This window comes from Mucilaginibacter sp. (assembly GCF_965201005.1).
Taxonomy (GTDB): Bacteria; Bacteroidota; Bacteroidia; order Sphingobacteriales; family Sphingobacteriaceae; genus Mucilaginibacter_A.
The window spans coordinates 1,753,603-1,765,942 of the sequence record NZ_OZ241747.1; the positions used below are offsets into that span (position 1 = coordinate 1,753,603).

Annotated in this window: 12 protein-coding genes; 6 read left to right on the forward strand and 6 right to left on the reverse strand. The window is 36.6% G+C overall.

Translation table 11 applies throughout. The features are described 5' to 3' along the window. Positions 1–40: 40 nt before the first annotated feature. Both ACOFKR_RS08125 and ACOFKR_RS08130 read left to right on the forward strand, forming a co-directional pair. Positions 41–499, forward strand: a complete 459-nt coding sequence (locus ACOFKR_RS08125) for a hypothetical protein (protein ID WP_419803520.1) — start codon at positions 41–43, stop codon at positions 497–499. 34 nt (positions 500–533) lie between these two features. Next, positions 534–1,694 carry a DUF6377 domain-containing protein gene (locus tag ACOFKR_RS08130; protein WP_419803521.1) on the forward strand — a complete coding sequence of 387 codons (1,161 nt, stop codon included), beginning with the start codon at positions 534–536 and terminating at the stop codon, positions 1,692–1,694. A 1,280-nt stretch (positions 1,695–2,974) separates the two neighbouring features. Here the strand turns inward: ACOFKR_RS08130 and ACOFKR_RS08135 are convergent. The 3 genes from ACOFKR_RS08135 to ACOFKR_RS08145 form a co-directional block, all read right to left on the reverse strand. After that, entirely contained in the window at positions 2,975–3,628 is a 654-nt protein-coding gene (locus tag ACOFKR_RS08135) for a glycosyltransferase family 32 protein (RefSeq protein ID WP_419803522.1), read from the reverse strand. A gap of 30 nt (positions 3,629–3,658) precedes the next feature. Then, positions 3,659–4,960 carry an HlyD family secretion protein gene (locus tag ACOFKR_RS08140; RefSeq protein WP_419803523.1) on the reverse strand — a complete coding sequence of 434 codons (1,302 nt, stop codon included), beginning with the start codon at positions 4,958–4,960 and terminating at the stop codon, positions 3,659–3,661. A gap of 222 nt (positions 4,961–5,182) precedes the next feature. Continuing rightward, a complete protein-coding gene (locus ACOFKR_RS08145) occupies positions 5,183–5,662 on the reverse strand; it encodes a hypothetical protein (protein ID WP_419803524.1) in 480 nt (159 codons plus the stop codon). Between the two features lie 82 nt (positions 5,663–5,744). Here ACOFKR_RS08145 and ACOFKR_RS08150 point away from each other — a divergent pair, with 82 nt between their 5' ends. From ACOFKR_RS08150 to ACOFKR_RS08165, 4 genes are all read left to right on the forward strand, one after another. Next, entirely contained in the window at positions 5,745–6,665 is a 921-nt protein-coding gene (locus ACOFKR_RS08150) for an IS1595 family transposase (RefSeq protein ID WP_419803525.1), read from the forward strand. Between the two features lie 8 nt (positions 6,666–6,673). Beyond that, on the forward strand, positions 6,674–6,802 hold the full coding sequence (locus tag ACOFKR_RS08155; protein ID WP_419803526.1) for a hypothetical protein: 129 nt from the start codon (positions 6,674–6,676) through the stop codon (positions 6,800–6,802). 174 nt (positions 6,803–6,976) lie between these two features. After that, the gene (locus tag ACOFKR_RS08160; protein ID WP_419803527.1) at positions 6,977–7,501 is read left to right on the forward strand and encodes a hypothetical protein; all 525 of its coding nucleotides are present in this window, start codon (positions 6,977–6,979) and stop codon (positions 7,499–7,501) included. Positions 7,502–7,545: 44 nt separating this feature from the next. Further along, entirely contained in the window at positions 7,546–7,980 is a 435-nt protein-coding gene (locus tag ACOFKR_RS08165) for a hypothetical protein (protein ID WP_419803528.1), read from the forward strand. Between the two features lie 207 nt (positions 7,981–8,187). On the opposite strand, the gene ACOFKR_RS08170 is transcribed toward ACOFKR_RS08165, so the two are convergent. From ACOFKR_RS08170 to ACOFKR_RS08180, 3 genes are all read right to left on the reverse strand, one after another. Next, the gene (locus ACOFKR_RS08170) at positions 8,188–10,365 is read right to left on the reverse strand and encodes a peptidase domain-containing ABC transporter (protein WP_419803529.1); all 2,178 of its coding nucleotides are present in this window, start codon (positions 10,363–10,365) and stop codon (positions 8,188–8,190) included. A gap of 320 nt (positions 10,366–10,685) precedes the next feature. Next, complete coding sequence (locus tag ACOFKR_RS08175; protein ID WP_419803530.1) at positions 10,686–11,864, reverse strand: DUF4369 domain-containing protein; 1,179 nt, start codon at positions 11,862–11,864, stop codon at positions 10,686–10,688. A 197-nt stretch (positions 11,865–12,061) separates the two neighbouring features. Further along, positions 12,062–12,292, reverse strand: a complete 231-nt coding sequence (locus ACOFKR_RS08180) for a hypothetical protein (RefSeq protein ID WP_419803531.1) — start codon at positions 12,290–12,292, stop codon at positions 12,062–12,064. Positions 12,293–12,340: the final 48 nt, after the last annotated feature.

A 12,340-nucleotide genomic window follows, 5' to 3' on the forward strand; every position in this document is an offset into this window, starting at 1 on the left:
TGCGCTTATACCATTACCTGAATTTTTTATAGCTTGATTCATGCCCAAAAACACTGGTCGTCATTTTAAAGGTATTGTATTTTTATGCCTGATCATGATTTTTCCACAAATTATAGTGGCCAGAACAGTTTTTACCAGAACCGACAGTTTGCAGCAAATATTGAATCAGGAGCTGAGAAATAAGCCGATATACGATCAGAAAAGGTCCAACGAGATAAAAAAAATAAAAAAAGAACTTGCCGACAATTTTTCTTCATTAAACAACAGGTATAATAACTACGAAAAACTGTTCAACGCCTATAAATCTTTCATTCATGATTCCGCCTATGTGTACTGCAAAAAACTGAACGAATGCGATTATTTGTTAAAAAACCCCAATAAGATAAACTATTCTAAAGTGCAAATGGGTTTTGTTTTGATATCGGCCGGTTTATTTAGAGAAGGGTTAGATACTTTAAGCACAATCAACCGTAAGTATTTAAACACACCAGCAATTTGAGTATCTGTTTTTAAATGCAAGAAATTATTTTGACATGGCAGATTTTTACAGGATCAATGATTACTACGACAGGTATAATGCTACCGGGCTTAAATATTGTGATACGATAATCAGGCAAAATCCGGCAGGTTCTTATGAATCTTTGTCTGCAACAGGCCTAAAGTCTATACGTACAGCAAATTTTAAAACGGCTTTAACAGCATATCATCAAATACTTAAAATCAATCAATCTTATCAGGATAGTGCCATTAACTTAAGCAGTTTAAGTTATACCTGTTTCAGGCTTGACCAAAAACAACCCGGACTGACGGCATTGATAAATGCTGCTATTGTAGATAATGTACATTCAACAGAAGAATCAGTTGCGCTGACCGATCTTGCTGCTTACTATTTTGAACAAGGCAACACCAAGCTTGCCTATAATTATATCAACAATGCCATAGCTGATGCTAATTTTTATGGTGCCAGGCACCGCGAGGCAAAAATCAGCAATATATTGCCCGTAATAGAAAGTGAAAGGATCAATGATGTTGAGAAACAAAAGCAATCCTTAATTATTTTTGCGTCTATCATTAGTTTCTTGGTTGTAGTGGTGATTGTTTTTTCGATCATCACCTTGAAGCAGCTTAAAAAACTTCGGATTGGAGATCAGGTGATCTTTGATAAAAATGTTCATTTAAACGCCACAAACGAAGCCCTTACTAAGGCAAATCAGGCGTTGGACATTGCAAACCGGTCTTTATCCAATATAAACAGCAAATTGGATGAGGCCAACATGATCAAAGATGAATATATCGGTTATTTTTTTAACGTGCACTCCAGCTATATTGAAAAGATCGACCGGTTAAAGCGTTCTATTGAAAAAGTTGTAAAAGAAAAACGCTATGATGAGGTGCTGCTGTTTTTGAACAAATTGAACATCGGTTTAGAACGGGAAAGTTTGTCTAACAGTTTTGACCATGTTTTTCTTAACCTGTTCCCCAATTTTATTGAAGATTTTAATGCTTTTTTTGATGCAGAACACCAGGTCCATTTACACGATAACCAACTGCTTAATACAGAACTGCGCATTTTTGCCCTGATCAGGCTGGGCATTGATGACAATGAAACGATAGCCAAAATTTTAAATTACTCCGTCAACACCATCTATACGTACAAAACCAAAGTAAAAAACAGGTCTTTTTTTGCCGAATGACGAGTTTGAAGACCGGGTCATCGCCATAAAAGCCGTTAAAGAATAAAGCGGGGCTAAGGTTTACTTCAAAGTTTTTGGGTTGATTTAAAATGCCAAGGTTATGCAGCCCGTTATCAAACTTTACTCGTTATTACCTGTCGGCACCTGCTAATGCTTACGCGCAGCAACGCGAAACCGTTTGTTGCTCAGCACTTTCGCATGATTGCACAACGTACGTGGATAAAGTAATTAAACATGTGTCGTCTTTGCTATGAACACCATGCAAGCCACGAGCAACCGTTTGCCCATTCAAACTGTAATTGCGCCGATTTCCACCGCTGATCACCAATGCCGTTTTACTATACCAAAGGGCGTTTTTTGTTTGCCTGATTTTTTAAAGCTGCGGAATTGGGAAAGCAGGTGAGCAGTACAAACCCAAAGCATACAAAAAAACTTGTTAAAGATAAGGTTGGCAGCAGTCAGTCCGTAGATAAGGGTGGACGAAGCAGTTAGTAAAACCAAAACTAACCGCCAAAAACCTGCAAAGAAAGGCCGGAAACCTAAAATGAAAACCTCAAATATCATAAGGAAAGCTCAAATTACTTGAAGGAAAAGCCATGATCCTTTAAAGAAACCGCAAAATACTTCAAGTAAACAGCCTTATACCTAAAGGAAAGCACCTTTTTGTGTATTGTTTTTCGTGCCGTTTTGCAGGTTTGAGCGCGTAGCTTTAAAGCAAACAATAGTTTCAAATGTTGTAAAATGAATCAAGTGTATATAAAATTTAGGTTGTGTTTCTGAATATTTGGTAGATTAATTTTAACTGAAAAAACCGATCAATCAGAATAAATTATTTTCAACTTTCACAGCTAAACAGGTCTGCTGTTTTAGAGTAAAATTACTGGTGGATATAGTCATCACGCATTTGAGAACAGTAGCAATTAGTTTTTTAATAAAAATGTTAAATAATATTTAATTGTTACCACTTTAGTAGGTAGCTCCTTTCCTCTGCTTTACTATATGTAGTGCAAAAATTATGAAATTGCAATTTTAACCTTACTACTGATTATTCAATAATCATAGAAAGGGATGGATTTAAAGGGTGATGAATTTAGGTTAACAAATATTGAACATGAGCTTAGTTTCTAACATAAAAATTTACAATGCTTCTTTTATGCCATAAATTTTGCTTTGGTAATTGCTACTGATCGAAAAACCCCAAAAAATCATTAAATTTCAGGCGATAAAAGAAGCATTCAGAAATAGTTTGAACAACTTCTAACCAGGCCATCAGTTACATTTCAAACATTTTCTTCTTTCTTTTCCAGCCAGGAATGTAGCCAGTAATGGATCATCGGTTGTGTAAAATCCCTTTCCGGCATTTCTTTGATCTCTGCATAATCATAAACAAAAGCATCTTTTACTTTTAAAATACTTTGATTGGATTTGGTATTTTTCAAAGTGTCCCTTAACCTGAAGGGGCCTGTGTACCATAACGTATGGTAATCTTTGAACGAACCGTTTTCATACAAATCCACAATCTCTTTTATCACAGCCAACAAAAAAGGTTCATTTTTTTCGGCGGCAAAACATTCGGAAGCAAGACTATCGCGGTCGTTAAAATCACATAACAAATATCCGCTTGGGTTATTTTCACATAAGGTCAAAAACTCATGAGGGTTTATCAGATGAATGTCCCAATCTATATAATGGCCGCCATAATGATAAACCAAGATATATCTGGCAATGTCCGCAGCCTCGCCATGGTTACGTGCATTGGCAAAAGCATTGTAAACCTGAGGGTAATTTTCAGTCAGAAACACTTCAATATCCGGATCTTTCCAGATCATAAACTCGTAACCTTCTGCTTGTAATACCTGCCAGGATGCCAGACAGCGGTCCACAACCTCATTGGTTTTTGGACCAACTACATGATGTATAATTTTAGGAAGCATATAATTATATTTATTAGGTTACAAATTATATCATTTACTACCAATCAATTTAAACAAGTTTCTGGTGATGCGCTGTAAAATAGTAGCATCTTCCGTAACAATTTCGGCATCGGCCAGCATACCCTGTTTTAAATGTACCGGTCGTTTTAAATCGGTTGTGTTTTTAAGGTTGAAATTTACTTTCGATAAAAATACACTATCCTTATAAGGCACATCATTGATGTTGCTGATCCTGCCCCGGATCATTCCGTATTCCTCAAAAGGGTAGCTGCGGAGCTTGACCAGCACTTCCTGGTTTTCTTTTACTTTTCCCATGTTCGCTTGCGGGATGGCCATTTCCCCAAGATAGTTGTTATTGCCGGGGTTGATGTAAAACACGTCCTGCCCGGCCTGCAACACCTGGTTTTGCTGAACGATACCCGCAAAAGACAGTTTACCGTTCTGGGAAGCACTCAATACATATTTGCTTTTCCAATCTTCCGCCTGACTGATCAAACTGTTCAACGCTTGGATAAATTTGGCTTTTTCCTCCATCATCTGGTTGTCCAGTTCCAGTATTTCTTTTTGTTTCGCATCATAATTACTGCTGGAAGTGATCAGGGAAGCATCGGTTTGTACCAATGGTGCCTGCTTTGACAAATATTTACTTTCCGCAGCCCGAAGTTCTGCCGGTGTTTCAGCTTTTTCCTGCTCCAGCTTTTTGTTCATCTCGTATTCTTCCCCGGCCAGTTTAAAATCACGCTGCTGTAAAGACTTCTGTGTGGTCAGCTGGCTTTTTTGTTTGTTTAAGTTGATTAAATCACGCTGTAAAAAACCTTTTTTCTTTGCATAAAAACCATTATTTAACGAAGATTGATAAGTAAGCAAACTTTGGCTAAAAGTTTGAAAAGCAGGTTGCAGTTCCCCAATGTTATTAAAATTTTGCGTGCTAAAAACAGTATTACTTATTGATTGGCTATTTGATAATTGTTGCTGCAGCCCATGCAATTGTTTAAGCAACAGCAGCACATCCTGGTGGTTGGCCGTACTTTCTAAATAGGCCAGCGGCTGGCCTGTAACAACTGATTGGTTATCCTGCACCAGCAACCTGCTCAACTTGCCTGGGATTTTAGTTACGATGGATTTTGGGGCATCCATAGAACTTACCTTTAATTGTGTTTTAACGATGTCTGGATATTTAATGAAAGCAGACAAGCCAACGATCATCACCAAAATGCCAAAAAACAAAGTAATTCCCCAGCGCAGCAGCCAGCCCGGCGGTGCCGTAATAATGTCCTGCATATCGTCCGTGTGGCGGATTTCCCCTCTTTCGTTGATAAATAGTTCAGGCATAAAATATGACGTTTTGAATTACTATAATTATCAAGTAAAAACTTTAGCTCATCCCCCTAACCCCCTTCAAAAGGTAACTATATACGAGTTGGGACAAGATTTTATTTATCTAAGTTATTTTTTAGTATGATCTAAAACTTGTATCTTTAAAGTGGTTGATCCCTGATGACCGAAATTAGTACGGTTGCAAACGGAACAAAGTAGCGAGGGGATGCAGCTAAATTATTCTTCAGGCAGAAGCTCAATTACTGCATATACACATCTATTAATTTGGGCAACTATTTCGTTTATTTTTTCGCTTGTGTACCATATTGTTTCTGTGTTTTTCTTATACCGTATAAATCCAATTTTAGGAATTTCGTCATCTAAAATAGTTAAAGCCTCTTCTCCTGTGTCTAAAAGATAATGAGCGAAAATATTTCGATGTTCTATAACACTGATTATATCTTTTATCAATTTTGGATGTTTTATCAAAAAATCCGGATAATGATCTTTAAGTAAAATTGAGAAAATATTTCTTTTTACCTCAAATGGTAATTTGTCTCCTAAATGTAACTCCATCAATTCTCGCTTTTTTATAAGATTATCACAAAAATATCCAGACAGAAATTCATCAATAACGCGTTCTAAAAATATAATTTGATTAATTATAGTTCCCCTTGCTTTGGAAGCATAGGCCGCTACAAAGTCTGCTTTATCCATTTTGCAACCTACAAATTATTTTCAAATAAATTTGTCCCATTAAGTTATTAATGCTATATTTGTATAGCAAAACGGTAAAGCAATGACAACTAACTTCAAATCCCTTTTACAAGTATTAGATTTCTTCAAAGAAGAAAAAACTTGTATCGATTACTTAGCTCAACAACGCTGGGGTGCTACGCCGTCTTGCCCGCATTGCGGAAACGTTAGTGCTTATACAACCAATCGCGGATATAAGTGTAAAGCAAAAGAGTGTGGCAAAAAGTTTACCGTAATTACAGGTACAACTTTTGAAAACACAAAAATTTCTTTGCGCTTATGGTTTGCTGCAATGTATCTGTGCACAGCACACAAAAAAGGAATTTCTTCTTTACAGTTAAGTCGTGATCTGAACATTACTCAAAAAACAGCATGGTTTCTTTTGCACCGCATTCGTGAAATGTTAGCTATCAACAATTCAGAACCATTAACCGGAACGGTTGAAGTTGATGAAACTTACGTAGGAGGAAAGAAAATTAACAAACACAAAAGCGTACGTGCTAAGTTGAAAGATGGTACGGGTTATGTTAATAAAACACCTATTGTTGCAATGTTACAGAGAGATGGTAACATCGTAACCGTTGTTTCCCCTATTGCTAACGGTGAAACTATTAAGCCTTTTATTTACAAACACGTTGCACCAGGCTCTACTGTTATTACTGACGGTTTCGGTGCATACAAAGGATTAGATAAAACCTATACTCACGAAGTTGTTAATCACCACCAAAACGAATACGTAAGTGAAAAAGGTTTTCATACTAATACTATTGAAGGTTTTTGGAGCCAGCTAAAACGTGGTATTATCGGTATCTATCACCAAGTAAGCCCGAAACATTTACACCGTTATGCGCACGAATTTGGTTATAAGTACAATACTCGTAAACAATTAGATACTTTCCGTTTTTCAGAAACTGTAAAACTTTGTAATAAAAAAAGATTAACTTACGCTCAACTTATCAAATAGTATTTCTTATGGATAAAGAGAAAAAACCACCAAAAAAAAGAGAAGAAAAATACGAACAAAAAGTCAAGTTTGAGGGGACTTTAGAGCAAATGATAAACATTGCGATAAAGACACCGCTGAAAAAACAGGGCAAATAATTCTGTACTGATTTCGTTGTGCTATCCTAAATTACCACAAATTTATAGCACGCAACCGAGATATAAGTACGCCGATAAGGCGTGGCTGTATCTTTTTGCGTGCGTGGCTGTGGTAAGCCCTGGATAGCAAGAGATATGTTAGTCACGCCGTTTTTAATCCTAAATTACCACATAATGAAGAAAATTTATTTAACCGCCCTACTGTCAACTGCATTGCTTTCTACCAAAGCACAGCAATTGATAAAACAAAAAGATCAATTTACCGGAAAAGAAATTAAAGGAGCCGTCATCAACATGGGCAAAATCTTTGCTGCAACCGGCATGACAATGGGTTTTGGTGTAATTAATCAAAAAACATACGTGTACTTCACGTGGCCTAACCCATCCGGGAATTTCGGTGCTTTTAATACCATGAAAGTAACGGATATGGCACTCCTTTTTAAACTGGATGATAACAGTATTTTAAAGTTTAAAGCCGATTCAGCAACATCTAAAATTACCAATTTTGGAAATACAAGCATTTTATCGATAGGATCGGAAATTACTAACGCACAGTTGCAAACATTAAGCAGCCATACAATTAGCGTTATCAGGGTTGGTTTTAAAGATGATGCAGGCTTGGATTTAGAAGATAAGGCTTTGTTTACTGACAAAAACAGAGATCAGGTAAAAAAGGCCGCGGCATTTATGATAGAATAAACATTTAAAATCCAGATATTGAGAGGCCAAAAGCCTCTTTTTTTATGACAAAAAATGAATGTGTTGCTAATATAATTGATCAATTACGTAATGGCAAAAATACAATCCGAGATAAAGATGGATTTGGCTCTTTGTATAAAAATACAATAGATGAACTAAAAATTAGAGGACTTATAAACCAATTTGGCACAACATATTTAAGACAGCTAACTAAAGAAGGGTATGAGTTTGCTGAAAGTGGTATGACTTATGAAGAATGGATTAAACCTAAACAGATACTGCCGCATAATATAACTGCTGAAAATTATTTTGGTGGCAACATTCAAGAATCACGTTTAACCATAGATAGCAGTCGAGACAAGCAAAATATAAACAACAATACAGCACAGCAAAAACCGGCAATGTCACTATTTGAATGGATTGTTATAATAATAGGACTGATGAGTAGCATTATCACTATCTATTTATTTCTAAAGTAAAAATACACATTCAGATTTTATATATCAATAATTTAGGAACCTTTAAATTAAATATTAGACTTACCTAAAATTTATTTAATTTTTATCTTTGTCCCAACTGGTATGTAGTTACCCTTCAAAAGGGGGAAGCATGGCTTGCTATCTGGCTGGTGTTAAAATCTCAGCTATTTACTTTAAAATACAATGCAGCAAGGCTGATAACCGAATTTAGTTCCCTAATTCTAACTGGTTTTTCACTAAACGGTAATAGTCGCCTTTCAATGAAGTCAATAGCTCATGTGTCCCTTGTTCAATGATACAGCCTTTGTCCAGCACCACAATGTTATCGGCATGGCTTACCGTGCTTAACCGGTGCGCTACAACAATAACGGTACGGCCTTTAAAAAACCCTTGCAGGTTTTCCATGATCGTTTTTTCATTATTGGCATCCAGCGAATTGGTGGCTTCGTCAAAAAAGATATATTGCGGATTTTTATAAACGGCGCGGGCAATCAAAATACGTTGGCGTTGGCCTTGGCTGATCCCGTTTCCTTCTGCACCAATTTTGGTATTGATTCCTAAGGGTAAACCTGCAATCAGATCCTGGATGTTGGCCACTTTAATGGCATGGTTTAATTTTTTCTTGTCCGGGTATTCATCGCCAACAGCAATGTTACGGGCAATCGTGTCCGAAAAGATAAAGCCATCCTGCATTACTACGCCACACTCACTCCGCCACGTTTTAAAACCTATTGTATTTAAGCTTTGTTGGCCGACGGTAATTTCACCCTTTTCAGGCTCATAAAACCTTAGCAATAACTTTAAAATGGTAGTTTTCCCGCTGCCACTCATTCCAACAATTGCCGTTGTTTTTCCTTGTGGGATGGAAAGGTTTATCGCTTTTAATACCGGCTCGTTGCCTGCACCGGGATAGCGGAAAGTCAGATTGTTAAAAGCTAAACTTTTATCTTCCGGCAAGGCATAATTAAATTCTTTATTGACCGGTTCTTCATCGTCTAATTGGTGTATCTCGTTTAAACGCTCTAAGCTGATCCTGGCATCTTGGAAACCTTGTATAAAGCCCAGAAATTGTTGTACCGGGCTGTTGAGTTGCCCGATGATGTATTGCACGGCCATCATCCCGCCCAAAGTCAGGTTGCCTTCTATTACAGCTTTGGCGCTTAAAAAGGTAATCAGCAGGTTGGTGGATTCATTGATGAAAGTTGAGCCGCCCTGCTGGTATTGGTTTAATGCCAAACTTTTAACATTGAACTTAAACAGCCTTGCCTGTAAATGTTCCCATTCCCAGCGTTTTTGCTGTTCACAATTGTTTAGTTTGATTTCCTGCATGCCGCCCACCAATTGCACAATACTGCTTTGGTTTTTGGCCGAAATATCAAAACGTTTATAATCCAAAGAACGCCGGGTTTTTAAAAAGGCAACAATCCAAACAATGTACAGCGCACTGCTTACCACAAACACAAAAAAGATGGTGGCATTGTAATAAGCCAACACCACCGAAAAAACAAGCAGGTTAAACAGGGAAAACAGCGTACTCAATGTTGAACCGGTCAAAAAGCTTTCAATACGTTTCTGGTCGTTCATTCGTTGCATAATGTCGCCGGTCATCTTGGTATCAAAGAAGTTCATGGGCAGCTTCATCAGCTTGATCAGAAAGTCTGTGAGGATGGAAACATTGACCCGTGTGCTGATATGCAGCAGAATCCAGGAACGGATAAAGTCAACACTTACCCGGCCAATAATCAACATCGCCTGGGCAATGAGGATGATATAAACGAAATTAAGGTTACGCGTATTGATGCCAATATCCACGACCGATTGGGTGAGGAAGGGCACAATCAATTGCAACAGGCTGCCAATGCCCAGCCCAAACAGTAGTTGTAGAACCAACTGCTTGTACCTTGTTAAATACCGCAACAAAAAACTCCAGCTTACTTCTGTCCCTTTTTCGTTCTCCTGTTCATAAAAAGTTGGTGTAGGGCTTAATAATAAAGCGATGCCTTCACTGTTTTCTAAATCCGATAACCAGTTTTTGTTGAATTCAGATTCGGTTAAAGTAACCAACCCTTTAGCAGGATCTGCCAGAAAGAATTTCCCTTTTTTTATTTTATATAAAACCACAAAGTGGTTTTGCCGCCAATGCAGGATACAGGGTAATTCTGCTTCTGCTAATTGGTCTGTGCTTAACTTATCGCCTAAACTTCTAAACCCTATTTTTTCGGCAGCATCGCTGATGCCCAAAAGCGATACCCCATCTTTATTGATTTCACAAAGCTGCCGTAATGTTTGTGTTTTATAATTGCGGCCAAAATGCTTTGCAACCATGCGCAGGCACGTTGGGCCGCAATCCATTTGGTCGGGTTGCTTGTATAAAGGAAATGCCATTATAACATTAAGCTATGAACCTGTTCAAATTTCAATTAATAAAAATTTATAATACTTCCTTAAGGTTATAAATTCTGTATTTTGCATGTTATAGCGATAAAGAAACTAACGATTTTTGTGAGGTAAAAGAAGCATATAAAATAAGTTGAATGAAATTTAAACAAATTTTAATAGTACTATTGAATTTTATTGAAAAAATTAATTCTTCAACCTATTATAACTATTTTTTTGTAACTGTAGTTCATAAGTTAATTTGAATTTACAAACCTTTTAAAAATATTAATGGAATGAAAAAGTCCATAAAAATTAAGGTTATATCTTTAGTTAGTAGTAAATATTTGATCTAATTTTTTTTCCAGATATTCTATTCTTGTATCTTCGTTACTGGCTCCAGAATATTTCTCAATAATAACACCTTTATTAAGTAGGATTTCTGCCGGTATTCCATACAGTCCCAATGTAGGTATTATGCCAGCCTTTTGATCGGGCTGTATATGTTGCCATGCAAATAACTTGTCATTTTTTATTGCCGCCAACCAATTCCGCTTTGATTCGTCTGCAGTTATCGCGATCACCTGCAACCCTTTGGGGTGGTATTTATTATAAATTTTCATTAATTTTGGCATATTCTCTCTGCACGGTACACACCAACTTGCCCAAACTACAACCAAAGTATAACCAGCTTTGCTAAGCTCTGCCGTTGCTACCCGCTTACTTTCAATACTTCTTCCTTTTATGTTTGGTAATGTTTCATTGATCTTAAGCAATTCTAAGCGCCTTGATAACTCTATTCCCCAATAACTATTTTGTACAACAGGAGAAAGTTTACCAAAATATATTTTTGTTGAATCTATCTTTAGTGTTTGTGTATGAAACTGCAGGTATAGTAAATAAGGGCTTAAGAATGAAGCTGGATGCGAAGAAATAAATTTTCTATCTAATAACCTTGCTTGGGTTAAATGTTTTTGGGATTCAGTAATGATGGCCATTCGTCTAGTAGCCACTAAATTAGATTGGGCGCTATCCTTCTTCGGAATTTTAACCAGCATTTTATTATATACAGACAGCAAAGAATCATTTGGGCGTAGAAGTTTGTAAATGTTCGCCTTACTCATCTCAAGTTTATAGTTTTCGTCCTGTGTTTTTGATCCGGAAACATTCATTAATTTAAAATGACCTTCACGTAAAGAAACTGTTATGTATCCTGGCTCAATAAAAAATTCGCCATAATTAACATCATCTACAGAATTAGCAGCAATATCACTTTTAACATATACTAATGTAGGCTCATTTACTGCACCCGAAAAAGAAAAACGCTGGTTTAAGATAGTACACTTTTTGATAACATAGCCAGAATCGGCATCGTTGTAAGTAAATGTAACCGTTTTTGTATGCTCTCCTTCAAACTTACCCTCTACTGTAAAACGTTTACTTTTTTCCTTTGCATAACAAATATTAACAATAGAAAAAAAAACGAGGCTAAAAATAAAGTGTCGCATTTTGTGTAAGTTAATTTAAGAGCTATAAAGAATAATTTTATCAAGCCTATGCAGACTACTTCTATTCGGTATTATCTGTATTAATATTAGACGATCTATTTAGAAAATTAATAGAGTAAGCAGTTTATGCAATTTATCGAGAGAAATAAAAGATGAGTTACATATAAAAGCTCTACTCCATTAATTATTAAGCTATGTTATTCGACACATACCCTATCATAAAGGATATTCCCTTTACTGTCATGACGACCATTTGCCACATTATCACACGTGGTACACTTTGTGCCTGTGCAGTCGATATTAGTTACACAACCTGTATCGCACTTATTACCATCGCCATAATAAGTAGTATCATCGCCACCTCTAATAGCTTTAAGTTGTTCCCTAGTAAAAATTTGGCTTTTTGGGATTGATTGAAAATCTTTCATAAAAATATTAATAAAAAGTTTTAACTAATTTTGCCGTAACCACGCCCG

What these genes read in the sequence shown, in the direction of transcription:
- ACOFKR_RS08180 (WP_419803531.1), bottom strand. Translation starts at nt 12,292, where the DNA reads ATGAAAGATTTTCAATCAATCCCAAAAAGCCAAATTTTTACTAGGGAA.
- ACOFKR_RS08155 (WP_419803526.1), top strand. Translation starts at nt 6,674, where the DNA reads ATGGATAAAGAGAAAAAACCACCAAAAAAAAGAGAAGAAAAATACGAA.
- ACOFKR_RS08160 (WP_419803527.1), top strand. Translation starts at nt 6,977, where the DNA reads ATGAAGAAAATTTATTTAACCGCCCTACTGTCAACTGCATTGCTTTCT.
- ACOFKR_RS08140 (WP_419803523.1), bottom strand. Translation starts at nt 4,960, where the DNA reads ATGCCTGAACTATTTATCAACGAAAGAGGGGAAATCCGCCACACGGAC.
- ACOFKR_RS08125 (WP_419803520.1), top strand. Translation starts at nt 41, where the DNA reads ATGCCCAAAAACACTGGTCGTCATTTTAAAGGTATTGTATTTTTATGC.
- ACOFKR_RS08130 (WP_419803521.1), top strand. Translation starts at nt 534, where the DNA reads ATGGCAGATTTTTACAGGATCAATGATTACTACGACAGGTATAATGCT.
- ACOFKR_RS08145 (WP_419803524.1), bottom strand. Translation starts at nt 5,662, where the DNA reads ATGGATAAAGCAGACTTTGTAGCGGCCTATGCTTCCAAAGCAAGGGGA.
- ACOFKR_RS08175 (WP_419803530.1), bottom strand. Translation starts at nt 11,864, where the DNA reads ATGCGACACTTTATTTTTAGCCTCGTTTTTTTTTCTATTGTTAATATT.
- ACOFKR_RS08150 (WP_419803525.1), top strand. Translation starts at nt 5,745, where the DNA reads ATGACAACTAACTTCAAATCCCTTTTACAAGTATTAGATTTCTTCAAA.
- ACOFKR_RS08135 (WP_419803522.1), bottom strand. Translation starts at nt 3,628, where the DNA reads ATGCTTCCTAAAATTATACATCATGTAGTTGGTCCAAAAACCAATGAG.
- ACOFKR_RS08170 (WP_419803529.1), bottom strand. Translation starts at nt 10,365, where the DNA reads ATGGCATTTCCTTTATACAAGCAACCCGACCAAATGGATTGCGGCCCA.
- ACOFKR_RS08165 (WP_419803528.1), top strand. Translation starts at nt 7,546, where the DNA reads ATGACAAAAAATGAATGTGTTGCTAATATAATTGATCAATTACGTAAT.